Genomic DNA, 23,677 nt, shown 5'->3' on the forward strand with positions numbered 1-23,677 from the left:
CTTGCCAGTATGTCGTAAAGGCTGACTTAAATGGGGGCTGAGGGACGGAGAAGGGGTCGAAGGGGCGGGAGATCCTTCAAGAAAGGGGCGTGTGTGGTAGACGTGTGCGGTTGAAAATATCTCCGCCAAAAATTCACACTTTAAATCAACACGATGCATATTTTTCGCAGAGTGGCGGAAGGGGTGGGATTCGAACCCACGGATGCTTGCACATCGGCGGTTTTCAAGACCGCTGCAATAGACCTCTCTGCCACCCTTCCGTCGTTGGCTCTCAAGACTGAAGCCTTCAGCCACTCGGCCACGGTTTCGTGGTTGTCGGCCCCCGGTTCCCAGGGAAACCGGGGGCCGCGCAAACCTCGTCAGGCTTAGCCGGAACCGCCGGGCGCGACAACAGGCTTGTGCCCCGGGCGCGACCGCGCAGGCCGGCGGGGCGGGCAAATGCGGCGCCCGTCGGGGCAAGCCTTTCCTTGCATCACCTCTGACGATATGATTCGCGCGGATCTTGCACCGGTCGGCCAGCATTTGGCCGGAGTCGGCCGGGCGCAGAGGACGACGACGCCGCACGGCAAACGTGCGCGAAACAGGGGCGATGCATGCAGGGATACCGGATCGCGCGGATGGCGATCCTGCTGGCGATGACGGGCGTCCTGGCCGGCTGTCAGGGCGGCGCGGGCGCGGGGCTTTTCGGCAGCAAGGGCGGCGCCGATGTAGCCGGGCCGCAGACTTTGCCGCGCGAGGCACGCGATGCGGGCGAGGATGTCGAGGCGCCCGAGGTGTTTCATGCCGAAGAGACCGGGCTCTGGGACGGACGTCCCTCGCTGGGCGGGATCTGGATCGCGCATCCCGACGTGACCGACCCCGAGCGCGTGATCATTCGCAATACCGCAACCGGCCAGTCGGTTGTCGGCGCGCTGTTTCGCCGCGAACGCGAGAGCCCGGGGCCGCGCATTCAGGTGTCATCGGACGCGGCGGCGCAGATCGGGCTTCTGGCCGGGCAGCCGACCGAGCTTAGCGTCACGGCGCTGCGCCGGCCCCCCGACCCCGATCCGCAGACCGCCGCGACCGCGCGGGACGACGACGCCGAGGCCGCGCCGACGGCCCTGACCCGGCGCTTCGTGCAGGTCGCCACGGTCGACAGCGCGGACGGCGCCAAGGAGACCGCAGCGCGCCTGATCAGAGCCGGGCTTTCGGCCGAAATCCGCGCGCCGGACCCGGGCGGGCGGGCGCTCTGGCGTGTCGTCTCCGGCCCCGTTAAGACCGAGGACGACCGGGCGGCGCTGATCGAGGCGGTGCGCGGGCTGGGCTTCAAGGATGCCTATGCCGTGACCCGCTGACCTGTCCGCGCGACGCCGGACCCAATGCGAGAGGTGACCATGCGACCGACCTTCCTGTCCGCCCTTGCCGGGGCCCTGGCGCTGATGGCGCTGTCCGTCCCCGCAGAGGCCAGCTTCGAGACCCGGGCGGGCGCGGCCTATGTGGTGGACCAGACCACCGGGACCGTCTTGTTGTCGAAGAATGCCGACCAGCCGGTGCCGCCCGCCTCGATGTCCAAGCTGATGACCCTGAACATGCTGTTCGAGGCGCTGCGCGACGGGCGGGTGACGCTCGAGACCCAGTTCTCGGTCTCGGCCAGGGCGATGTCGATGGGCGGCTCGACGATGTTCCTGAATGAACGCGACCGGCCGACCGTCGAGGATCTGATTCAGGGCATCATCGTGCAGTCGGGCAACGATGCCTGCGTGGTGGTGGCCGAGGGGCTGGCGGGCACCGAAGAGGCCTTTGCCCGGCTGATGACCGAGCGCGCCCAAGCGCTGGGCATGACCAATTCGACCTTCGCCAATGCCAGCGGCTGGCCGCACCCGAATCAGCGGATGAGCATGCACGATCTGGGCATCCTCGCGACGCGTCTGATCGACGAGTTCCCCGAATATTACGGCTTCTTCGGCGAGCGCGAATACGACTATGACGGCCGCGCCCCGCAGAACAGGTTCAACCGCAACCCGCTTCTGAAACTGGGGATCGGGGCCGACGGGCTGAAGACCGGCCATACCCAGGAGGCAGGCTACGGCCTTGTCGGCTCGGCCCTGCAGAACGGGCGGCGGGTGACCTTCGTGATCTCGGGGCTCGAAAGCACCGAGCAGCGCGCCGAGGAGGGCGAGCGGATCATCAACTGGGCCTTCCGTCAGTTCGTGCAGCGCGGCGTGCTGCGCCGGGGCGAACGTCTGGCCGAAACCGATGTCTGGATGGGCGAGATCGAGAAGGTCGGGCTGGTCGCGAAGGACGATCTCGATGTTCTCCTGCCGGCGGTGGTGCGCGACACGGTCGAGGCCGAGGTGCATTTCCACGATCCGGTGCTGGCGCCGATCGAGGCCGGGCAGGAGCTGGGCGAGTTGGTGATCCAGCGCCCCGACATGGAACCGCTGCGGGTGCCGCTGGTGGCCGAACGCGAGGTGGCGCGGGGCGGGTTCGTGCCGCGGCTGCGGACCGCGACCGAGGTCTTCCTGCGCTGGGCCGAGAAGAAGGCCGCCGACCTCTGACATGGCCGGGCGCGCGCGGTTCATCACCTTCGAGGGCATCGACGGCTCGGGCAAGTCGACCCAGGCGCGCGCCCTGGCGGAACGGCTGCGCGCGGGCGGGCATGAGGTCGTGCTGACGCGCGAGCCGGGCGGCAGCCCCGGCGCCGAGGACATCCGGCGGCTGGTGCTGGAGGGCGACCCCGACCGCTGGTCGCCCGAGACCGAACTGCTGCTGTTCACCGCGGCGCGGCGGGACCATCTGGAGCGGACGATCGGCCCGGCGCTCGATCGCGGCGCGGTGGTGATCTGCGACCGCTTCGCCGATTCCACCCGGGTCTATCAGGGCATCACCCGGGGCGATCTGCGGGCCACGGTCGACCGGCTGCACGATCTGATGATCGGCCGCGAGCCCGACCTGACGGTCATCCTCGACATGGCGCCCGCGACCGGGCTTGCGCGCGCCAGGGGGCGCAACGGCTCCGAGGAACGGTTCGAGGATTTCGGCGAGGCGCTGCAGGCCCGAAGCCGCCAGGGCTTCCTCGATCTCGCCGCCGAGTTTCCCGGCCGCTGCCGCGTGGTCGATGCCGACCGCGCGCCCGATGAGGTCGCCCGCGACATCGCGCGGCTGGCCGAGGCGGCGCTGGCATGAGCGAGGCCGAGCTTCCCGAACCCGACCGCGTCGAGGGCGCCCCGCATCCCCGCGACACCCTCTGCCTGATCGGGCAGGAGGCGGCCCAGGCCGCGTTTCTCGATGCCTTTTCCGGCGGGCGGATGCATCACGGCTGGCTTCTCAGCGGGCCGCGCGGGGTCGGCAAGGCGACGCTGGCCTGGTCGGTCGCGCGGTTTCTGCTGACCCGACCCGCGGTGGCGGGCGGCGCAGGGCTGTTCGGGGCCGAGGCCGCGCCCGACAGCCTTGCCGTGCCCGCCGATCACCCGGTCGCACGCCGGATGGCGGCGCAATCCGAGCCGGGGCTGTTCGTTCTCAGGCGCGGGCCCAACGACAAGGGCAATGCGCTGTCGGCCGAGATCCGGGTCGACGATGTGCGGCGGCTGAAATCCTTCTTCGGGCTCTCGTCGGCCGAGGGCGGACGCCGGGTGGTGATCGTCGATTCCGCCGACGAGCTGAACGTGAGCGCGGCCAATGCGCTGCTGAAGCTGCTGGAGGAACCGCCCGCGAATGCCACGCTGCTGCTGGTCAGCCATTCTCCCGCGCGGCTTCTGCCGACCATCCGCTCGCGCTGTCGCGAATTGAGGCTGGGGCCGCTCGGGCCCGCCGACATGGCCCGGGCGCTTGCGCAGGCGGGCCACGAGGCGGGCGACAGCGCGGCGCTGGCCCAGCTTTCGGGCGGATCGGTGGGCGAGGCGATCCGGCTGGCCCGGCTGGACGGTCTGGCGCTTTACGCCGATCTGGTCGGGCTTCTGGCCGGGCATCCTCGGCTGGACCGGTCGCGACTTCTGAAACTGGCCGAAAGCACCGCCGGACGGGGGGCCGAGGCGCGGTTCGATCTGGTGCTGAGGCTGATCGAACTGGTGCTGGCCCGGCTGGCCCGGACCGGGGCGACCGGCGCGCCCCCGCCCGAGGCGGCGCCGGGCGAGGCCGCGCTGATGACCCGGCTTGCGCCCGATGCCACTGCCGCCCGCGCCTGGGCCGAGGCCGCGCAGGACCTGACCGCGCGGGCGCGCCAGGGCCGGGCGGTGAACCTTGACCCGGCTTCCCTCATCCTCGATACGGTTCTCAGACTGGACGAGACCGCCGGCCGGCTGGCCGCCTGAGGCGAGATGAGCGACACCGAGACCCCCGAAATCACCGACAGCCACTGTCACCTCGACTTTCCCGACTTCGCGAACGAACTGGACCAGGTGCTGGCCCGGGCCGAGGCCGCGGGCGTGACGCGGATGGTGACGATCTGCACCCGGCTTCGTCAGGAACCGCAGGTGCGCGAGATCGCCGAGACCCATGCCTCCGTCTTCTACGCCGCCGGCACCCATCCGATGAGCGCGGCCGAAGAGCCGATGGCCACGGTCGACGAGTTGCTGGCGCTGGCGAGCCATCCGAAATTCGTGGGGATCGGCGAGACCGGGCTCGATTATCACTACACTGCCGACACGGCCCGGGTGCAGCAGGACAGCCTGCGCATCCATATCGCCGCCGCGCGCGAGACCGGGCTGCCGCTGATCATCCATTCGCGGGCTGCCGATGAGGACATGGCTCGGATCCTCGCCGAGGAATACCGCAACGGCGCCTTTGGCTGCGTGATGCATTGTTTCAGCTCGTCGCCCGAACTGGCACGCGCCGCGCTCGATCTGGGCTTCTACCTGTCGATGTCGGGCATCGCGACCTTCCCGAAATCCAAGGAGATCCGCGAGATCTTCGCGGCGGCCCCGCTCGACCGGGTACTGGTCGAGACCGACGCCCCCTATCTCGCGCCGCCGCCCCATCGCGGCAAGCGCAACGAACCGGCCTACACGGCCCATACCGCGCGGGTCGGGGCCGAGGTCTTCGGGCTCGACTATGCCGACTTCGCGGCGCGGACCCAGGCCAATTTCGACCGGCTCTTCGCCAAGGCCGCCAGCTGGCGGGCCGCCGCGTGAAAGCCGAACTGCGCTTCACCATCCTCGGCTGCGGGTCGTCCGGCGGCGTGCCGCGGATCGGGGGGCATTGGGGCGCCTGCGATCCGGACAATCCGAAGAACCGCCGCCAGCGCTGTTCGATGCTGGTCGAGCGCATCGCGCCGGAGGGCACGACGCGGGTGCTGATCGACACCTCGCCCGATTTGCGCACGCAACTGCTGCAGGCCGGGGTGGGCGAGCTTGATGCCGTCGTCTACACCCATTCCCACGCCGATCATGTCCATGGCATCGACGATCTGCGCCAGATCGTCTTCAACCTGCGCAAGCGGCTGCCGGTCTGGGCCGACGGGCCGACCCAGGACGCGCTGATCGCACGCTTCGGCTATGCCTTCATCCAGCCCGAGGGCTCGCCCTATCCGCCGATCCTCGATCTGCATCCGATCGACGGGCCGGTGACCGTTCTGGGGGCGGGCGGTCCGGTCACGCTGGTGCCGTTCCGCGCCCGGCACGGGTCCATCGACGCGCTCGGTTTCCGGATCCAGGGGCTGGCCTATCTGCCGGACGTGGCCGAGCTTTACGAGGAAAGCTGGCCGATGCTCGAAGGGCTCGAGATCCTCGTGCTGGACGCGCTGCGCTATACGCCCCATCCGACCCATCTGAATGTCGAGGAGGCCCTGGCCTATATCGACCGCGCCCGGCCCCGCCGCGCGGTGCTGACCAACATGCATATCGACCTCGACTATACCCGGCTCGACGCCGAGACCCCCGAGACCGTCACCCCCGCCTATGACGGGATGGTGCTGAGCCTCGCCGACTGATGGAAGCGCTGATCGAGGTCATCCTTCCGGTCTTCCTGGTCCTCGGTTTCGGCTATGTCGCGGTCTGGCGCGGGCTTTTCTCGGATGCGGGCGTCGATGGGCTGATGAAGTTCACCCAGAACTTCGCCATCCCCTGCCTGCTGTTCCGCGCCGTCTCGACGCTGGATCTGGGGCAGAATTTCGACTGGCGGCTGCTGGTCAGCTTCTATTCCGGCGCGCTGACCGGCTTTGCGGTGGGAACGTTCGGGGCACGGCTCCTGTTCGGCCGCACCTGGGAGGACAGCGTCGCCATCGGTTTCATCGGGCTCTTCTCGAACTCGCTGCTTCTGGGCGTGCCGATCACCGAACGGGCCTTCGGGGCCGATGCGCTGCAGGCGAACTATGCCATCATCGCAGTGCATTCGCCGATCTGCTACGGCGTCGGGCTGACCGCGATGGAGATCGTCCGCAACCGCGGCGCGGGGCTCGTGCGGACCTCGGGGGCGATCCTGCGCTCGATGTTCCGCAATGCGCTGGTGATCGGCATCGCGCTGGGGCTGGTGGTCAATCTGGGCGGGCTGAGCGTGCCGGTGGTCGTGCAGGACGCGCTGGACCTGATGGTCCGGGCCGCGCTTCCGGCGGCGTTGTTCGGGCTTGGCGGCGTGTTGTCGCGCTACCGTCCCGAGGGCGATCTGCGCACGGTGCTTTTCGCCTGCGGCCTGTCGCTGGTGCTGCATCCGGCCGTGGTCTGGGGCATGGGCACGGCGCTGGGGCTGTCGACCGGACAGTTCCGCTCGGCCGTGCTGACCGCGGCAATGGCGCCGGGGGTCAACACCTACATCTTTGCCAACATGTACGGCGCGGCCCGGCGGGTCGCCGCCTCGGCGGTGCTGATCGGCACGCTGGGCTCGATCCTGACCGTCTGGGTCTGGCTGGCGCTGCTGCCCTGACGGGCGGAGGGCCCGCGGTCGCGGGCCATCGCACCGGGTCAGCAGCGGGACGGCCAGGACCGGACCATTTCGATCACGGCCTCCAGTTCGGTCCGGTAGAGATCGCCAACGGCGCCGAGGGCGAGGTGCCGGTCGAGCTGGCGTTCGAGATAGGGCAGCACCCCCTCGCCGCGGGCATCGAGCGCACGCGGATCGGCCCCGTGGGTCAGCAGGCTTTCCGCCATCGCGCGGCAGGCGCCGGCCATCTGCAAGGGCAACCGGCCGGGCGAGAACCAGGGCTCGGAGCTGTCCGCGAAGGGCCGGTTGGGGTCCGCACCAAGGCGCAGCAGCGCGTCCAGAACCTGCGGCGTGCCTTCCAGCAGCGCGCGGTGCAGCGGCGTCCAGCGATAGGTCCCGGCTTCCGCCTCGAGATCGGCGCCCGCCTCGACCAGAAGCCGGGCCAGCGTGGCGGTGGTCTCGGCCGGTTCCCATGGGCGGGGATAGACCCCGAGTTCATGCAGCGGCGTGACGCCCTTCGCGAACCCGGCATTCGGGTCGGCCCCGGCCGCGATCAGATAGCGCAGCACCGCGGGCGACCGGCGTTCCACCGCCAGGGCCCGGCCCAGCGCGGTCTCGGACCGGGCGCCATAGCGGGCATTCGGGTCGCTGCCCGCCAGCGCCTCTTCCAGCCGGGCAAGATCGCCCGTCGCGATGGCGTCGAACAGCGCCTGTCCGGGCTCGGGCAGCAATTCGAACCGCGCCTCGGGGGTGCGCATCGCGGCCAGCAGCACCGCGCTCTGGCGCCGCAACGCCTCGGACAGCGCCTCGGCGCGGCGGGTATCGCCGTTGCTTTCTGCCTCGGCATGAGCGGTCCTGAGCCGCGCGTTCCGTTCCCGGAAGGCCTGGCTTCCGGCAAGCCTCGACCGTTGAGCCGCGATCTCGCGGACGATTTCAGGTCGCAGCCAACCGTTGGCCACAGCCCTGGACCGCAACTCGTCCGCAATGGTCTCGAAACGGTCTATATCGGCGGTCCCGGCGGCCTCAGCGAGCCGATCGAGGTACTCTTTAAGATCCAAACCCATATCCACACACCAAAAAACAAAGGGAATTAGCCCCCAATGCTCGGGATAGTTGTGGAATGGGGCGATTTTGCTGAACAGGTGAGACAAATTTTAGGCAACTCGTCCCGAATTCAGACCTGAGCAAGCAGTCCCTTCTGTGTCGCGAGATCCTTCATTCGCTTCTGCAGCTTCTCGAAGGCCCGCACCTCGATCTGCCGGATCCGTTCGCGGCTGACATTGTAGACCGCCGACAGATCCTCCAGCGTCACCGGCTGATCCTGCAGGCGGCGCTGCATCAGGATGTCCTTCTCGCGGTCGTTCAGCACGTCCATCGCTTCGGCCAGAAGCGCGCGGCGGCTTTCCAGTTCGTCCTTCTCGGCATAGGCCTCGGCCTGGTTGGCGTCTTCGTCCTCCAGCCATTCCTGCCATTCGGTGGTGGTGTCGCCGTCGCTGCCGCCCACCATGGCGTTCAGCGAGGCGTCGCCCCCCGACAGCCGGCGGTTCATGGCGATGACCTCGTCCTCGGTCACGTTCAGGTCATGGGCGATGCGCTGCACGTTCTCGGGGCGCAGGTCGCCGTCTTCCAGGGCGCCGATCCGGGCCTTGGCCTTGCGGAGGTTGAAGAACAGTTTCTTCTGCGCCGAGGTGGTCCCCAGCTTCACCAGGCTCCAGGACCGCAGGATGTATTCCTGGATCGCGGCGCGGATCCACCACATCGCATAGGTCGCCAGCCGGAAGCCCTTTTCCGGATCGAAGCGCTTGACCGCCTGCATCAGCCCGACATTGGCCTCGGAAATCACCTCGGCCTGGGGCAGTCCGTAGCCGCGGTAGCCCATGGCGATCTTGGCCGCGAGCCGCAGATGCGAGGTCACCAGCCGGTGCGCGGCATCGGTGTCGTGATGGTCCACCCAGCTTTTGGCCAGCATGTATTCTTCTTCCGGCTCAAGCAGCGGAAACTTGCGGATCTCCTGCAGGTACCGGTTCAGCCCCTGTTCCGGAGACGGGGCGGGAAGGTTGGCATAGTTGCTCATGCGGGTCCCTTTTGCTCCTGCGTCACTTGTTAGGCAGGTAATGATCGAACCGGTCGGTTCAAGCTCTGCCCGGTCCCTTCATCGCACGGACCATGTGCGGGTTTCCGTCGAATAACCGTGAATGCTGCAAACGCTCACGAAGGCGTGCTTGGTTGTGTCAACCCCCGAGCATGCGGGCAAGTTCCTGCATGTCGGCGGGCAGCGGCGCGGCAAAGCGCAGGGTCTCGCCGGTCTCGGGATGCACGAAGCCAAGCGTCGCGGCATGCAGCGCCTGACGCGGAAAAGCGGCGGCCGCGGCGGCGGCGGCGGGCCCCAGCGCCTTTTCCGAAAGCCGCCGTCGCCCGCCATAGACCGGATCGCCGATCAGGGCATGGCCGACATGGGCCATATGCACGCGGATCTGGTGGGTGCGGCCGGTTTCCAGCCAGCAGGCGACCAGGGCCGCCGCGGGCGGCGTGCCGAAGGGCGCGACCACGCGGACCCGGGTCACCGCGTGCCGCCCGTCTGCCGCCAGCACCGCCTGACGCTGCCGGTCGGTGCGGTGCCGCCCGATCCGGGTCGCGATCCGCAGCACGCCGCCGGTCTCGAAGCTGGCCCCGGCCAGCCCGTTCAGCCGCGGGTCGGCGGCATCCGGGACGCCATGGACCAGCGCCTTATACTGGCGTTCGACCGTATGCGCGGCGAACTGGGCCGCCAGCCCCGCATGGGCCTTGTCGGTCTTTGCCGCCACCAGAAGCCCGCTCGTGTCCTTGTCGATCCGGTGCACGATGCCCGGCCGCCGCTCGCCGCCGATGCCCGCGAGGCTGTCGCCGCAATGGGCCAGAAGCGCGTTCACCAGCGTCCCCGACGGGCTGCCCGGCGCGGGATGGACCACCAGCCCCGCAGGCTTGTCGATCACGATCAGGGCGTCGTCCTCGTAGACCACGCTCAGCGGGATGTCTTCGGGCGCGGTGCGGATCTCGACGGGCTCGGCCAGCTCGATCTCGATTTCCTCGCCCTCGGCCACCTTCGCCCGGGCATCGGTCAGGGCCGCGCCGTTCCGCCATACCGCGCCCGCCGCAATCAGCTTGGCCAGGCGCGAGCGGGTCAGCCCGGCCTCCTCTGGCACATCGCGGGCAAGCGCCTTATCAAGGCGGCCGGGCGGGGCCGGTCCGATCAGGACGGCAATGCGGCGAGGCGAGGAGAGCGGCGAGGACATGGACGACAAACCCGAACCGGAGGCGCTGCCCCCCGATCTGAAACTGCTGCGGATGCTGGTCACCCTGCTGATGGTGACGATGATTGCGGGCTTTCTAGTGATCGTCGCGCTCTTTGTCATCCGCATGCCGGGGCAAAGCGGCGCCCTGCCGCTGCCCGAGGCGCTGACCCTGCCCGTCGGCGCCAAGGCCGAGGCGGTGACGCGCGGCCGCGACTGGGTGGCGGTGGTCACCGAAGACGACCGCATCCTGATCTATGACGCCGCGACCGGCGCGCTGCGCCAGACCGTTGAGATCCGCCACTGAGCCGGGCGCGGCGCGCCTTCGTGTCTATTGCACCCGCTTCCAGCGCCCGCCGTCGCGGCAGATGCCGATGACGCAGCCCGAGACCGACAGGAACTCGCCCTCCAGCGCCATCTTGGAATTGTAGGTCTTGTCGCGGTCGGGTGCCCAGACCTTGCCCTGGCCATAGCGGCCGTCGCCCTGGGGTTTCATGTCCCAGACGATCTGCTTGCCGACATTGTCGCTGTCGATCTGGTGTCCGGTGCCGTCATAGGCCCGGATCAGCGTACCGCACAGCGCGGCGCCGCAAGGCGCGATCCGGATATGCCCGAAATTGCCGTTATCGTCGAGCGGCGTCTGCCAGACCCCCTCGACCGGGTCGGCATGGGCGGCGGTGGCGGCCAGCGTCAGGGCCGCGATCAGAACGGTGATGCGCATCGTGCTCCTCCCAAAGCATGCGGGCAAAGTCTGGCGCGGCGGCCCCTTTCGGGCAAGGGTGACGTGAGGCGAGCCCCCTTCCCCGCGCGCGCTCGGTCCCGTTGCATTCCGGGGCGGTTCCTGCGACAGAGCCCCGACTCGGACCCGGAAGGACAGCGCCATGATCCTCTACCCCGCCATCGACCTGAAGGACGGCCAATGCGTGCGGTTGCTGAGGGGCGACATGGACAAGGCGACCGTGTTCGGCGAGGACCCGGCGGCGCAGGCGCTCGCCTTCCAGAAGGCGGGCTGCGACTGGCTGCATCTGGTCGATCTGAACGGCGCCTTCGCGGGCGCGCCGGTCAATGCCGCGGCGGTCGAGGCGATCCTGGCCGCGACCGAGGTGCCGGCCCAGCTGGGCGGCGGCATCCGCGACATGGCCACCATCGAGATGTGGCTGGGCAAGGGGCTGGCCCGGGTGATCCTCGGGACGGTCGCGGTCGAGAACCCCGATCTGGTGCGCGAGGCGGCCCGCGCCTTCCCGGGCCGGATCGCGGTCGGCATCGACGCCCGCAAGGGGCGGGTCGCGACCAAGGGCTGGGCCGAGGAAACCGACGTGACGGCGACCGATCTGGCGAAATCCTTCGAGGATGCCGGGGTGTCGGCGATCATCTATACCGATATCGACCGCGACGGCGCGATGGCGGGCCCGAACGTGGCCGCGACCGAGGCGCTGGCCCGCGCGGTCTCGATCCCGGTGATCGCCTCGGGCGGCGTGTCGTCGCTGGCCGATCTGACGGCGCTGCAGGCGACCGGCGCGATCGCGGGCGCGATTTCGGGCCGCGCGCTTTACGACGGTGCCATCGACCTCGCCGAGGCGCTCGCGCTGCTGAAGAGCTGAGGCCCGGGCCGAGGCACCGGTCCTGTCTGTCCCGGGGTCAACGTCGTCCGACCGGCCGTCACGCGACACCCGGCATCGGAAGACGCCGGAGAGCGAGCGGGAAACCAAAGGCTTGCAGCGCGTCCGCACACGTCGGGGCGCGATTCATGGCGGGAGGAAAGCGTTCTGGTGGTTGCGGCCTTCTGGACAAGGGCCAGGGCGGTGTGAAGACCCACCCGGATGGCCTGGAGCCCCGGGAAAGTCGGCAAGGACTTGCCGGATCGCCGCATCCAGACCCTCGGTGACGTCGGGCGCCGCGATCTTCCCGCCCGGATCTGCGGTGCCCCGGCCTCTCAAGCCGACCGCAGGCCACACGGATTGCGAGTCGGTTTGATCGGGTCGAACGGGACGGATCGTTCGGCCGGCCCCGGTCGAGCCGCTGTGCTCGTCACGTGCGGGGGACCCTATCGGAATCCCTCATCCCGATGTCTGCCGGGCGGCCGAGGCCTGGCCGCTCGCGGTGGCCGGCCATGGCGGCGGAACCGCGCTTGGGTAAGCCATGCCGGAAGGCGCCTCTTGCGCATCGCCTCCGGGCCGCATCGGCGAAGGCATCGGAGGCGCGACGGGAACGGGCCGCCCGAGCGGCCCCGGCGACTCTGGATTGGCGGGAAGTCGGGGCTTCGGGCAAGATCTCCTTTCCGGAACTGGACGAGCCGTCGAACAAGCGGGGGCGGCGGGTCGCGATTCGGCGACCTGGCGACATCCGAGGCCTGGCATCCTCAGCCGCTGCGCTGCGACAAGCACAGAGCCTGGCCCGTGCCGGGGGAAGGACGCTGGCCGGGCCCTTGAATCCAACTCGATGAATCAACCCGGGAGGCTGCGGCCGGACCTTGGGGACGGCATACGGCGGCCTCTGCTGCCCCGCCGCATTCAGGGGCTTTCCATCGCCCCCAGTTCCTGATAAAAACAGTCAGGTAAGGTGCCGGTTCATCACGCGACCGGTGCCTTACGTGAATTCCGCATGTCAGGTCCCAGCGTTCCGCCCGGCCCCCTGCGCTTATCGCTTGGCCGAGGTGCGAATGGACGGTCCGAGAACAGACGCAGCACAAAGCCCCTGGGCGCCGCCCCGGATCGCGGGCAACCGGGCCGATCCGGTCCCAGCCGCGCCCGAGGCGCGCCGCCAATTCCAGGCCTGCGGGGGCCGGTCCGCTGGCGGCGCGCGCTCTGACTTCGGTCGGGGGAGTCCGCCAGGCCGCCCGAACCGCGCGCCGGACCGATGCGTTTCTGATGCTCACCCCTTCAAGGAGACCGCATGATGACCCCGTCCCCCGACACTGCCGCCGCAATCCGTGCCGATCTTGCGGACCATCCCGGCGCCGCGCTCGAAGACGTCGCCGTCCGCACGGCGACAAGCGTCGCAGAGGTTCTGGCCTGCCTGCCCGCGGGCGAAGCGGTGCTTGCACCCGGCGCGGCCTTCGAAGAGGTCATGGCCGAGATCGCGCGCTGGGGCGAGATCACCCTGGTGATGAACACCGGCGACGTGATCCTCGAGGCGAAGGGCCCGCTCCCCGAGGGGCGCGTGGCGCAGGGGTTCTTCAACCTGCAAGGGCGTCCCATCGGCGGGCATATCCGGTCGGGCGCCTGTGCGCAGGTCGCCTTCGTGGCGCGCTCGCTTTTCGGAATGGACACACGGTCGGTGCAGTTTCTCGATGCGCGCGGCGGCGTCCTGTTCAAGGTCTATCTCGGGCGCGACGCGGCACGCGCGCTGATCCCGGCCCAGATGACCGCCTTCGACGCCCTGCGCGCGCGGCTTGCCCCTGGGGTGATGGCATGACCGGGGCGCTGGCGGGACGGCATCTTTTCGTGTTTGGCGCGGGCTATGCGGCGGGCCGGACCGCAGCGCGGGTCCGGGCGGCAGGCGCGCAGGTCTCGGTCACCACGCGCGATCCGGTGCGCGCGGCGGATCTGACCCTGGCCGGACTGCGCGTGCATCTTTTCGATGCGGACCGGCCAGCCGCCGCCGACAGTCTGCGCGACTGGCTGAACGGGGTGACGGACATCCTGGTGTCGATACCGCCGGACGGCGCGGCCGCGCCAGAAACGGCCTGTCCCGCGCTTGCCGCGCTTGTGGCCTCGGGCGCCGAAGTGCCGGATCTGTGCTGGATCGGCTACCTGTCCTCGACCGGCGTCTATGGCGATTGCGGTGGCGCCTGGATCGACGAGACGCGCACTCCCGCGCCTGCCACCCTGGATGCGAAAGGGCGCATCGGGGCCGAACGGGGGTGGCAAGCGCTTGCCGATCGCAAGGGGGCCGCGCTCGACATCCTGCGGATCGCGGGGATCTATGGGCCGGGCCCGCGCAACGCGCTGGCACAGATGCGGTCGGGCCGGGCGCGGGCCATCGACAAGCCCGGTCAGGTGTTCAACCGGATCCATGTCGACGACATTGCCGGTGCCATCGTCGCGGCGATGAGCCACCCCAGGGGCACCCGGCTTCTGAACCTCGCCGACAACCGGCCGGCGGCCAGCGCCGACGTGCTCGACCATGCCGCCGACCTTCTGGGGCTGCCCAGACTGCCGCGACTGCCCTTCGATCAGGCCGATCTGCCTCCGATGGCCGGTGCGTTCTGGGCCGAGAACCGGCGGCTTTGCAACGACCGGCTGAAGGCTTTGCCGGGCTTTGCCCTGCTCTATCCAGGTTACCGCGAGGGGCTTGCCGCCATCCTCGCCGAAGACTCAACGAAGAAGGAGCCTGCCCATGCGATGTGACCAGAAGCGCCGCGAGGACCTCGGGGCGCGCTGCGCCGACCGCGCCCTTCCGGAGCGAGGCCGCGAGGCCGCGTTCGACCCCGCATGCGGACCGGATGGCGGCGTTTCGCCATCCGGTCCCGAGGGGCGGGGGGGCCGAGGTCGGCGGTTCGGGGCCGGAGCCCGCGCATGGGTCGCACGGGATCGGGGACCGGACGGACGCGGACCGAGAGGCGCGACTGTCCACGGGTCCAGCGCCGCGCCCGTCCATGACGCGCGCCTTCTGACCGGCGGCGCGACCACGACGGCGATCGTTCTGGACGGCGCGGCCTACATCCTGCGCATCACCCGCGCGGGCAAGCTGATCCTGACGAAATGACCGCACAGATCCGCAACCGCGGCGCCGCGCCCGTCGCCCATCTCTGCACGCTTGCCCCCGTCGAGCGCGCGGCGATCCGCTGCCTGCGCGGCTGGCGCGCCGGTCCCGCACCGCGTGCCCGTATACGCCGCAATCTCGCGCAGGTCTTCGGCCCGGCCGCCGAGATGCAGGAAGAGATCCTCGATCTGCTGATGGAAACCGCCCTGATGCAGGCGCGCCGCCCGTTGACCTTCAATGCCCTCGATCACCCAGAGGTCACGGGGGACGAGAACACCTTGGCCGAGATGATCGCAGCCGCCGTCGGGGGCGAGCGCGACGACGCGCTGGTCTTTGCCCTGGGGCTCCTGGGACCTCACGCGGCCTTCCAGGCGGTCCGTTTGGCCGAGGACCTGGGTCTTGCGCTGCTTGGCCTTGTCCGTGCCCGGCAGAGGGTTGCGCCCGCGGGCATGCTGCATTGAGACCGGGCTCTCTTCGCGCCCTGGCCGTCTGACGGGGGCACAGGTCTCGCACTTCTGACGTATCCGGCAATACGCCCTTGCCGAACGCGCATCCGCGACAGCGCGGGACTCGATCGCATGAAACGGGGGCGGTGCCCTGCACCGCCCCCTAATTTCGTTCGGACCGTCTTCAAGCTGGCTGGGAGGCCTGTCTGTCTGGCGGCGCGATGCGCGGCTGGCGACAAGCGGACCTGGCTGGCAACCGGATCAGGCGTCTTCTTTTTCGAAGTGGCCGCACCAGTCGTTGATCTGCACGATCGGCCACAGCCCCCGGGCATCGGCCTCGGGCTGCGAGATCGGCGGATTGAAGCGGCACAGGCCCGCGTCCTTCTTGGTCTCGCCGGTATTGGCCATGTGGTCCTCGAAGAACGCACAGCTGCTGCAGGTATTGGTCGCCATGGGAAATCTCCTTCGGTCTCGTAGGTGCTGCGCCGCCCAGCCGCAGCGCATGCAGGGATCATAGCAAAAAGCCTGTCTCGCGTCAAAGAAAATACAATAAAAACAAATATTTGACCATTACGGTCAGCAATGGATCGGCGACCGTTTCAGTCGGATTTCGACCTTGCGGCATGGTCAGGTCCGCCCATGCAAAGACCTCCTTGAAAACCTGGAGGATGGAGAGATCGGGAATGCATGACCAAGGCCGGGCCGAGGCCCGCACATGCCTTCTGAAACCGGACCGATTGTCGCCTTTCAGCGCCGCATAAAGACCGATAGAATTTGTAAGGATTGGGCGCGGAGCGACTCCGTCCCGGAAACGAAAGACCAAATCAGGCCCCAGCCCCCGCCAGGCCCCCTGAGTCCCGCATGCCGACCCTGCCGTGGCTTACCCGTGACATCGCGTCCGGCGTCCCGGCGGACGGGACTGGCGACAGGAAGGGGAGCGCAAGGCGTGACGCATAGATCTACCGGGGCTCCCTGCGATGGCAGAGACACCCCATCGCCATTCGAGGTCGGGACTTCCGGTGACGGAGGGGATCGCGAGCCCCGGGTCGGCAAGCAGATGGCGGGCGACGACACCGGTGCGGAGGCGCGGACGGGCCGCGTCCACGACGCGCGCCTTCTGACCGGCGGCGGCACGACCGCGGTCATCCTGCTTGACGGCATGCCCTACAGCTTGCGTATCACGCGCACCGGAAAGCTGATCCTGACGAAATGAAGGAAACTGCGCCCCGGCCGACGCGGCCGGTCCTGCGGGCCGCGCGACACCGGACACATCCTGCGGCGCCCGGACCGGCGGGCGCCCCGGTTCGGTCTGTCACGCCGGAGCGCGGACGATCGTCAAGGCGGCAAGATCCGCCATTGCGCGCAGGAAGCTGTCGGTCGGATTGCCCTCGCACAGCATCATCGCCGCGGCATGGGCCTTGCTGCGCTTGCCCCGGCGCAGCGCGATCAGCACGTCCATGAACTGACGTTCCTGCTCGGTCAGCCGCGCGGCACAACCCGGGCAATCCGGGTTGGAAAAGCGAAACCCCGATGTGCGCGCGGCGCGAAGCTCTTGCAGGGCGGCCAGCAGGCGCACCGCCATGTCCGCTGCACTGGCCGCGTGCATGCCGGGCCGGAACCGCTGTTCGGCAGCGGCAAGCGCCCGGATCCATCCCTCGGACTGGGGCTTGGCGAAGCTCTGGAAGAAATGGCGCGCCACGGTCAGCATGCCCTCCTCGAGCCGGTCGAACCCTGCGCGGACCACGGGAACGTCCTTCGCCGTGCCTTGGTGGGCGCAATGCGGGCCGCTCATGCCGACACTCCTCCGGTCCGGGACCCATCGTCCGGGTGGAGCGAGGTCGCGGGCCCATGGCTAGCGGTTCTGTCTGTCATCATCGGTTTCCTCCGGTTTCATGGTCCGGCTTTCATGGTCTGGCCACCCACGCCGCCTCGAAAATAAAGCTGATTGAAATTGTCGGATTTGACAAGGCCCGGACCCGCCGCGTCGCCATATCGCGCCGTCCGTGCCGCGGAATGCACAAGAATACGGCGTTGACCCATTTTCCGATGCCCGTTGCGGCATCAACAGGACGGCCGTCCCATCATCCGGAATGTCGCGCCGCTCGCGGCGTCTGGCCCGGCAACGCCCCGTGTCGACAGCCCCGCCCGACCAGCATTTCGAATTGATGACTGTTTTACTATGAAATAGGGTCGCCCGGACGACTTACGGAGCGACGCGGCGGTGTTGGAACTCGATCAAGTGGCGGTCTCCTATGGCAAGGCCCCGGTCCTGGCGGATCTGTCCGTGCGGTTCGCACCGGGGCGTCTCACGGCGTTGGTGGGGCCCAATGGCAGCGGGAAATCGACCCTGCTGAAGGCGGTGATGGGATTTCTTCCGGTCCAGAGCGGCACCATCACGCTGGATGGCCGCCCGATCCGGACGCTCGCCCGCCGCGCTCTGGCGCGCCGTGTCGCCTATCTGCCGCAAGAGAACCGCTGCCCGGATTACATGACCCTCGGCGAACTGGTCGAACTGGCGGGATATGCCCGTTATTCTCTGATGGGGGGACCGTCCGACCGGGACCGGGCGCTGTTTCGCGATGCGCTGGAAACCGTCGGGCTGGCGGACATGGCCCACCGCCCGGTCAACGCGCTGTCGGGCGGCCAGAAACAGCGGGCCTGGATCGCGATGGTGCTGGCCCAGGATGCCGAAATCGTGCTGATGGACGAGCCGGTCAACCATCTGGACGTCAAATACCAGTACGCGGTGATGGATCTGGTCCGCAGCCTGACCCGCGACCATGGCCGCACCGTGATCGCGGTGCTGCACGACATGAACCTGACCTCTGCCTATGCCGACGATGTGGTGATGCTGCGCGGCGGCCGGGTCGTGGCGGCAGGCCCGGTGGCGCAGACGGTCGATGCCGACAGCGTTTCGCGCACCTTCGATCTGGAGGCCGACATCTTCGTCCGCGACGGCCGCCTGGTCTGCCTGCCGCGTCTGGCGGGCACCGGGACGCGCCTGCCCGAGGTCCGGGCGCGGACCGCATGAGCCTGCGCGTGCCCGTCCTCGCCGTGGCGGCGCTGGGCCTGGGGCTGAGCCTCATCGCCAATCTCTCGGCCGGGCCCGGCGGAATCGGGCCGGGGGCGGTCTGGGAGGCGCTGATCCGGTTCGAGCCGGAAAGCTACGACCACGCGGTGGTGGCCTTCCAGCGCCTGCCGCGCGCGGTGATCGCGATCTATATGGGCGCGGTGATGGCGGTCTCGGGCACGGTGCTGCAGGCGCTGATGCGCAACCCGCTGGCCTCGCCCGCGACGCTGGGGATCAATTCCGGCGCCGCGCTGGCGGTGCTGGCCGGGGCCTATCTGCTGGATCTGGGCATCGAGACCCAGGGAGTCGCGGCGCTGGCGGGCGGGACCGCAGGGTTCCTGGCGGTGCTGTGGGTGGCGCGGCTGGCCGGGCTCTCGCGCGATCCCAGAGGGCTTTCGCTGATCCTCGCGGGCGCGCTGGTCTCGATGTTCCTGACCGGGATGGCCAATGCCTTCCTGCTGGCCGACCCGGTGCGGCGGACCGATTTCCTGGGCTGGGTCACCGGCAACATCAACCATGTCTATGCCGAACGGCTTTATGATTTCTGGTGGATCGGGGCCGCATCCTTCGGACTGCTGATGGCGCTGGCGCGCCCGCTGACGCTGATTGCGCTGGGGCGGGAAAAGGCGGCCTCGGCCGGGGTCAACGTGCCCCGGGTGCGCGGACTGGCGCTGGCGGCGGTCGTGTTGGGGGCAAGTTCGGCGGTGGCGGTCTGCGGACCCGTGGCCTTCATCGGGCTGGTGGTGCCGCATATGGTGCGCCCCTTCGCGGGCGCGGGTCTGGCGCGCGCGTTACCGGCGGCGGCGCTGACCGGGGCGGCGCTGTGCCTTTGGGCGGATCTGGTCGCGCGCACGGCTTTCGCGCCCCATGTCGTTCATACCGGGCTGATCCTCGACGTGGTCGGCGGGCTGGTCTTCGCGGTCATCGTCCGGCGGGTCTACCTGGCCCCGGCGGGAGCCGCGCGATGAGACCCGCGCGCGCCGCCGACGGGCGCCCGGTGTTGCGGCTGGCCTCGGGTCTGGAGATCCGGCGCGGCAACTTGCTGGCCGGTCTGGGCCTGGTGCTGGCGGTGCTGGCGCTGGGGCTGATCTCGCTGGGGGTGGGCGCCACCCGCACCGGCCCGGCCGAGCTGATCGGCACCTTGCTGGGCACCGGCTCGGGAGACGGCGCCTTCGCCATCCTCGAGGTCCGGCTGCCGCGGATCGCGCTGGGTTTCCTGGCGGGCTGGTGCGTGGCACTGGTCGGCGCCGCGCTGCAATCGCTTGCCCGCAACCCGCTGGCCGATCCGGGACTGCTGGGGCTCAGCCAGGGGTCGATGGCGGCGATCGTGCTGATGCTGGTATTCCTGCCCGCGGCCCCCCTGGGCCTGATCCCCTTCGCCGCGATCGGCGGCGGGCTGGCGGTGGCGGGGCTTCTGATCGCGCTGGTCGGCGGCGCCCGGGCCGGGGGCATGGCGATCCTCCTGATGGGCATCGCGGTCGAGACGGTGCTGTCCTCGCTGACCGCGATCCTGATCCTCTACGCCCCGCCCGAGACCTCCTACGCGCTGTCGGACTGGCTGGCGGGATCGCTGTTCCAGGCCAGCTGGGGCGCCATTGCCGCGCTCGGGCCCTGGGTCGCGCTGAGCCTGCCCGCCATCGCGATCCTCGGCCGGCCGCTGAGGGTGCTGGATCTGGGCGACGAGATGGCGATGTCGCTCGGCGATCCGGTGCTGCGCTCGCGCCCGGCGATCCTGCTGGCAGCCGTGGTGCTGACCTCGGCCGCGGTGACCGCGGTGGGCCCCTTGTCCTTCCTCGGCGTGATGGCGCCGCATCTGGCGGGGGCGCTGACCCGGTCCACGGGCCGCGCCCGGCTGGTGCTGTCGGGGCTGATGGGCGGGCTGCTGGTGGTCGCTGCCGACACGCTCAGCCGCGGCGTGGGCGGCGGCATCGCCCTGCCCATCGGGCTGAGCCTGACCATGATCGGTGTGCCCCTCTTCATCCTCACCCTGCGCCTGCGGCTGCTGGCCGCGATGCGCACCGACTGACCCGAAAGGCCCTTGCCATGCGTACCGTGCTTGCCCTGACCCTGGCGGCCCTGCTGCCCGCCGCCGCCCTCGCCGACCGCATGGTGACCGACGATACCGGGCGCACCGTGGCCGTCCCCGACAGCCCCGAACGGGTGGTGGTGCTGCACGAGCCGCTGCTGGGCGTGCCGATTGCGGATCTCGGTGTGGCGCCGGTGGGCAGCTATGGCCGCGACGCCGGGGGCGGGACGCTGATGTCGGTCGATTTCTACCGCGAGGTGCTGGGAAATGACGCGCCGCGCCCGCCCGGGGTCGGCGCGCTCGGCAATCTCGATCTGGAACGGCTGCGGATGCTGCACCCGGACCTGATCCTCGGCACCGAGCATGACATCGACAAGGCCGACCAGCTGTCTTCGGTGGCGCCGGTCTATCTGCAGAACGCCTCGACCGGGAAGGTCCGGGGCTTCGGGACCGAGGCCGCGCTGGCCCGCCTTCTGGGCCGCGAGGACGTCTTCGCGGCGCGCAAGGACGCCTATCTGGGCCGGGTGGAGGCGGTGCGCGCGGCGCTGCCCGACGCGCCGGGCACCTATCTGGCGCTGTTCCTGACCGACCAGATCAATGCCGTGGGCGAGATGTCGGGCGCTGTGCAGGCGATCGAGGATCTGGGCTATGAGCGGCTCGATCTCGGCACCGGGGGCGACCGGGCGGGGATGGGCTCGACCCTGCTGGTGCCGCTCAGCGCCGAGGTGGTGGGGCGGCTCGATCCCGATCTTCTGCTGGTGATGAACAGCTATCTCGGCGCGGGCCGGGACGAGGCCGGGATCCGCGCGGCGCTGGACCGCATCCTGCCGGGCTGGGACCGCTTTCTGAAGCCCGCCCGCGAGGGCCGGATCCTGTTTCTCGATTCCGCCAAGGTGACGACCCCCACCGTCGCCAGCGCCGAGCACATGCTGGATGCGGTCGAAACCTGGGCCCAAGGCCGCTGAGCCTCAGCCCCCGCCAAGCGCGGCCGGGGCACACCCCGGGAAAAAAAGGGGCGGGCCGGACTGCCCGCCCCGCCGCGAGGATCCAGACTCCCATGACCGGATCCGGCGGCAAGCCCGTGGATCGGCCCCGGGCTCAGAACCTGACCCTAAGCCCGATGCCGAATTCGCGGGGCTCCAGCATGGCGGCCGCGATCTCGCCCGCATTGGACCGGTCGGCATAAAGATAGGTCGGCGTCCTTTCGTCGAAGAGGTTGGTGACGAAGGCCTGAAGCTCGATATTCTCGCGCATCCGGTACGTCAGCCTGGCATTGGCCACGGCATAGTCGTCGACCTTGTAGTTCGGATCGCCCGCATCGTTCGAGTAATAACCGTCGATGAAGCGGACATCGCCCCCAAGCGTCCAGCGCGGTGCGAAATCCCAGTCGGCGCCCAGCGTCACCATGTAGCCCGGCGCATAGCTGAAATCGCTGTCGGTATAAAGCGTTCCGCCCGGGCCGGAAAAATCGCCGATCTCGCTTTGCATCAGGCCAAGTCCGCCTTTCAGCCGCAGGGTGTCCGTCGCCCTGAAGTCGGCCCCCAGTTCCAGACCGTAGGACTGGGCCTCGTCGGCATTGACCACGATGGCCGCCGAACTGGCGACGCCCAGCGAGTCGTCCGGCAGCAGCCGCTGGGAATTGTCGAAATCGGAATAGAACAGGTTCGCGGTCAGCAGCAGCCGGTCGCCCAGCAGGTTCGCCCGGGCGAAAAGTTCGTAATTCCAGACGGTCTCCTTCTCGAACTCGACATAGTCGAACAGCGTCATGCTGAGATTGACGCCGCCGGGGTTGTAGCCCTTGTTCACCAGCGCACCGACGGTGACATCGGGCGTCAGCTTGTAGGCCAGCGACAGTTTCGGCAGGATCTCCTCGAAGGTCTCGTCATAGTCGAGATCGCCCAGACCCCGCATCTGAAAGACAGACCCCGGTACGCCGCTGCGGGTGATGTGGTCGCGCTGGAAGCGCAGCCCGCCGGTCACGGTCCAACGGTCTGTCAGGTCGTGACTGACCTCGCCATAGATCCCCAGCTGGGTTTTTTCGTCGTCGAAGATCGAGGTACCGCCCTGGTGCAGCACATCGTCCGAGGTGGTCCGCGCCAGAAACAGGCCAAAGACCCCGCTGGTGCCCGAGGCCGCGTCGCCGAAGGTCAGCCGGGTTTCGTTGGTGTAGCTTTCCTGGTCGATCGACGCCGACCCGTTGGCAGGCGGATTGTACAGCCGGTCGACATCGATGTTGGAATATTGCAGCTGGTTCGACAGCTCGATCCCGTTGCCGAAATCATAGCTGATGTCGCCGATCCAGGTGTTGACCTGCTGTTCCCAGGTCGGCATCGAGGTCCAGTTGTTTTCCAGATCGTCATACTCGCCCTGGGTCGCCGCCTCCCAGGTGGGGGCGGAGTTTTCGGTATGCGAGAAGGTCAGCTTGGCCTCGAGGCCCGGGATCTCGGCTGGCGCCCACAAGAGCTTGAACCGGGCGTTCTTGTATTCGATGTCCTCGTCGTTGCCGCCATTGTCATAGGCCGGGTTGACGAAGTCGATGAAGGTGTCACGCCCGTAATAATCCAGCGACAGCCGCGCCGCGACCTGATCCGACAGAGGCCCCGACACCACGGCCGAGGCGCGTTTCATGTTGTTGGTGCCATATTGCAACTGGAACGCGCCTTCGGGGGTGAAGGTCGGGTCCTTGGTGTTGACGATGACCGCACCCGCGATGCTGTTGGCGCCCTGGGACGAGGTCTGCGGACCTCGGAACACCTCGATGCTGTCGACGTCCCAGATCGAGGCCATGCCATAGACCAGTTCGTTGTAGCTGAGGTAATGGCCGTCGACATTGATCGAGGCGCGCGGCGTGGTCCCGCCGAAGAACGTGGTCGCGCCGTTCGATGGCCCCTGGGCATCCTGACCGCGGATCACCGGCGCACCGCCCGAGGCGGTGTAAAAGACGTTGGGGACGTCGGAAATCGCATCCTGCACCGAGGCCGCGTCGGTCTTGTCGTCGATATCCGCCGAGGTGAGCACGCTGACCGACGAGGCCGTTTCCTCGATGCTGCGGTCGATCTTTTCGCCGCTCAGGATGATCGGGTCCAGCTGATAGCTGCCTTCAAGGCCAGGGACCTGCTGGGCCTGGGCGGGAAAAGCCAGCGCGCAAGCCAGCGCGAGGGGGCTCGTGCGGCCCAACAGGGCCGCGAACGGGGTCGGTCTCATCTTTCGTCCTCACCAAACGACTCGCTGGCTGGCCGAAGACCGCTCGCTATCGAAAAACAATGTCACTCGATCCCGACGGCCGGACGACGCGCGGACCGGACGGGGCCGGACGCGCCTTGGTCGGTCC

At 68.9% G+C, this 23,677-nt stretch carries 24 protein-coding genes, 1 tRNA gene and 1 pseudogene; 18 read left to right on the forward strand and 8 right to left on the reverse strand.

Annotation, left to right across the window (positions count from 1 at the left end; genetic code table 11):
• Window positions 1-172: 172 nt before the first annotated feature.
• Window positions 173-260: transfer RNA gene (locus tag EV657_RS02530), tRNA-Ser, on the reverse strand.
• Between the two features lie 333 nt (window positions 261-593).
• Here EV657_RS02530 and EV657_RS02535 point away from each other — a divergent pair.
• The 7 genes from EV657_RS02535 to EV657_RS02565 are packed head-to-tail and all read left to right on the forward strand — an operon-like array spanning window position 594 to window position 6,834.
• A complete protein-coding gene (locus EV657_RS02535; protein WP_134077036.1) occupies window positions 594-1,334 on the forward strand; it encodes an SPOR domain-containing protein in 741 nt (246 codons plus the stop codon).
• 39 nt (window positions 1,335-1,373) lie between these two features.
• Window positions 1,374-2,537 (forward strand): D-alanyl-D-alanine carboxypeptidase family protein, encoded by a 1,164-nt coding sequence (locus tag EV657_RS02540; protein WP_134077037.1) that lies wholly within the window; start codon window positions 1,374-1,376, stop codon window positions 2,535-2,537.
• Window position 2,538: 1 nt separating this feature from the next.
• Entirely contained in the window at window positions 2,539-3,165 is a 627-nt protein-coding gene (tmk, locus tag EV657_RS02545) for a dTMP kinase (protein ID WP_134077038.1), read from the forward strand.
• Complete coding sequence (locus EV657_RS02550; protein WP_134077039.1) at window positions 3,162-4,289, forward strand: DNA polymerase III subunit delta'; 1,128 nt, start codon at window positions 3,162-3,164, stop codon at window positions 4,287-4,289. Before tmk ends, EV657_RS02550 begins: the two co-directional genes overlap by 4 nt.
• Window positions 4,290-4,295: 6 nt before the next feature.
• Window positions 4,296-5,108 (forward strand): TatD family hydrolase, encoded by an 813-nt coding sequence (locus EV657_RS02555; RefSeq protein ID WP_134077040.1) that lies wholly within the window; start codon window positions 4,296-4,298, stop codon window positions 5,106-5,108.
• Window positions 5,105-5,905, forward strand: a complete 801-nt coding sequence (locus EV657_RS02560; RefSeq protein ID WP_134077041.1) for an MBL fold metallo-hydrolase — start codon at window positions 5,105-5,107, stop codon at window positions 5,903-5,905. Before EV657_RS02555 ends, EV657_RS02560 begins: the two co-directional genes overlap by 4 nt.
• A complete protein-coding gene (locus tag EV657_RS02565; protein ID WP_113670154.1) occupies window positions 5,905-6,834 on the forward strand; it encodes an AEC family transporter in 930 nt (309 codons plus the stop codon). Before EV657_RS02560 ends, EV657_RS02565 begins: the two co-directional genes overlap by 1 nt.
• 38 nt (window positions 6,835-6,872) lie before the next feature.
• On the opposite strand, the gene EV657_RS02570 is transcribed toward EV657_RS02565, so the two are convergent.
• The 3 genes from EV657_RS02570 to EV657_RS02580 form a co-directional block, all read right to left on the reverse strand.
• Window positions 6,873-7,889, reverse strand: coding sequence for an ankyrin repeat domain-containing protein (locus EV657_RS02570; protein WP_166673624.1), 1,017 nt, complete (start codon window positions 7,887-7,889; stop codon window positions 6,873-6,875).
• A gap of 116 nt (window positions 7,890-8,005) precedes the next feature.
• On the reverse strand, window positions 8,006-8,905 hold the full coding sequence (rpoH, locus tag EV657_RS02575) for an RNA polymerase sigma factor RpoH (RefSeq protein ID WP_075784356.1): 900 nt from the start codon (window positions 8,903-8,905) through the stop codon (window positions 8,006-8,008).
• Window positions 8,906-9,062: 157 nt separating this feature from the next.
• Window positions 9,063-10,103 (reverse strand): RluA family pseudouridine synthase, encoded by a 1,041-nt coding sequence (locus EV657_RS02580; protein ID WP_134077043.1) that lies wholly within the window; start codon window positions 10,101-10,103, stop codon window positions 9,063-9,065.
• Here EV657_RS02580 and EV657_RS02585 point away from each other — a divergent pair.
• A complete protein-coding gene (locus tag EV657_RS02585; RefSeq protein WP_113670235.1) occupies window positions 10,102-10,407 on the forward strand; it encodes a DUF6476 family protein in 306 nt (101 codons plus the stop codon). The two genes, EV657_RS02580 and EV657_RS02585, sit on opposite strands and share 2 nt — an antisense overlap.
• 24 nt (window positions 10,408-10,431) lie before the next feature.
• On the opposite strand, the gene EV657_RS02590 is transcribed toward EV657_RS02585, so the two are convergent.
• Window positions 10,432-10,821 carry a DUF2147 domain-containing protein gene (locus tag EV657_RS02590; RefSeq protein ID WP_113670150.1) on the reverse strand — a complete coding sequence of 130 codons (390 nt, stop codon included), beginning with the start codon at window positions 10,819-10,821 and terminating at the stop codon, window positions 10,432-10,434.
• A gap of 160 nt (window positions 10,822-10,981) precedes the next feature.
• Here EV657_RS02590 and hisA point away from each other — a divergent pair, with 160 nt between their 5' ends.
• From hisA to EV657_RS02615, 5 genes and pseudogenes are all read left to right on the forward strand, one after another.
• Entirely contained in the window at window positions 10,982-11,701 is a 720-nt protein-coding gene (gene hisA / locus EV657_RS02595; RefSeq protein WP_075784353.1) for a 1-(5-phosphoribosyl)-5-[(5-phosphoribosylamino)methylideneamino]imidazole-4-carboxamide isomerase, read from the forward strand.
• 1,291 nt (window positions 11,702-12,992) lie between these two features.
• On the forward strand, window positions 12,993-13,514 hold the full coding sequence (hutX, locus tag EV657_RS02600; protein ID WP_243837468.1) for a heme utilization cystosolic carrier protein HutX: 522 nt from the start codon (window positions 12,993-12,995) through the stop codon (window positions 13,512-13,514).
• Entirely contained in the window at window positions 13,511-14,449 is a 939-nt protein-coding gene (locus EV657_RS02605) for a Rossmann-fold NAD(P)-binding domain-containing protein (RefSeq protein WP_208323204.1), read from the forward strand. Before hutX ends, EV657_RS02605 begins: the two co-directional genes overlap by 4 nt.
• A 241-nt stretch (window positions 14,450-14,690) precedes the next feature.
• Window positions 14,691-14,807, forward strand: a pseudogene (hemP, locus tag EV657_RS22055) (hemin uptake protein HemP); the annotation flags it as partial.
• On the forward strand, window positions 14,804-15,265 hold the full coding sequence (locus EV657_RS02615) for a hypothetical protein (protein ID WP_075784351.1): 462 nt from the start codon (window positions 14,804-14,806) through the stop codon (window positions 15,263-15,265). The pseudogene hemP (EV657_RS22055) and the gene EV657_RS02615, both read left to right, overlap by 4 nt.
• A 246-nt stretch (window positions 15,266-15,511) precedes the next feature.
• On the opposite strand, the gene EV657_RS02620 is transcribed toward EV657_RS02615, so the two are convergent.
• A complete protein-coding gene (locus tag EV657_RS02620) occupies window positions 15,512-15,703 on the reverse strand; it encodes a hypothetical protein (RefSeq protein ID WP_075784350.1) in 192 nt (63 codons plus the stop codon).
• Window positions 15,704-16,307: 604 nt separating this feature from the next.
• Here EV657_RS02620 and hemP (EV657_RS02625) point away from each other — a divergent pair.
• On the forward strand, window positions 16,308-16,463 hold the full coding sequence (hemP, locus tag EV657_RS02625) for a hemin uptake protein HemP (RefSeq protein ID WP_075784349.1): 156 nt from the start codon (window positions 16,308-16,310) through the stop codon (window positions 16,461-16,463).
• Window positions 16,464-16,562: 99 nt separating this feature from the next.
• Here hemP (EV657_RS02625) and EV657_RS02630 read toward each other — a convergent pair whose 3' ends face one another.
• Window positions 16,563-17,042 carry a hypothetical protein gene (locus EV657_RS02630; protein WP_237399844.1) on the reverse strand — a complete coding sequence of 160 codons (480 nt, stop codon included), beginning with the start codon at window positions 17,040-17,042 and terminating at the stop codon, window positions 16,563-16,565.
• 429 nt (window positions 17,043-17,471) lie between these two features.
• Between EV657_RS02630 and EV657_RS02635 the strand changes: the two genes are divergently transcribed.
• The 4 genes from EV657_RS02635 to EV657_RS02650 are packed head-to-tail and all read left to right on the forward strand — an operon-like array spanning window position 17,472 to window position 21,311.
• Complete coding sequence (locus EV657_RS02635; RefSeq protein ID WP_075784348.1) at window positions 17,472-18,281, forward strand: ABC transporter ATP-binding protein; 810 nt, start codon at window positions 17,472-17,474, stop codon at window positions 18,279-18,281.
• Entirely contained in the window at window positions 18,278-19,288 is a 1,011-nt protein-coding gene (locus tag EV657_RS02640; protein ID WP_134077045.1) for a FecCD family ABC transporter permease, read from the forward strand. Before EV657_RS02635 ends, EV657_RS02640 begins: the two co-directional genes overlap by 4 nt.
• The gene (locus EV657_RS02645) at window positions 19,285-20,346 is read left to right on the forward strand and encodes a FecCD family ABC transporter permease (protein WP_134077046.1); all 1,062 of its coding nucleotides are present in this window, start codon (window positions 19,285-19,287) and stop codon (window positions 20,344-20,346) included. Before EV657_RS02640 ends, EV657_RS02645 begins: the two co-directional genes overlap by 4 nt.
• Before the next feature lie 17 nt (window positions 20,347-20,363).
• Window positions 20,364-21,311: an ABC transporter substrate-binding protein gene (locus tag EV657_RS02650; RefSeq protein ID WP_134077047.1), complete on the forward strand. Its 948-nt coding sequence runs from the start codon at window positions 20,364-20,366 to the stop codon at window positions 21,309-21,311.
• A gap of 133 nt (window positions 21,312-21,444) precedes the next feature.
• On the opposite strand, the gene EV657_RS02655 is transcribed toward EV657_RS02650, so the two are convergent.
• Window positions 21,445-23,550: a TonB-dependent receptor gene (locus tag EV657_RS02655; protein WP_075784345.1), complete on the reverse strand. Its 2,106-nt coding sequence runs from the start codon at window positions 23,548-23,550 to the stop codon at window positions 21,445-21,447.
• Window positions 23,551-23,677 lie beyond the last annotated feature (127 nt).

Origin of the sequence: Rhodovulum visakhapatnamense, assembly GCF_004365965.1 — a bacterium.
In the GTDB taxonomy this organism is placed as follows: Bacteria; Pseudomonadota; Alphaproteobacteria; order Rhodobacterales; family Rhodobacteraceae; genus Rhodovulum; species Rhodovulum visakhapatnamense.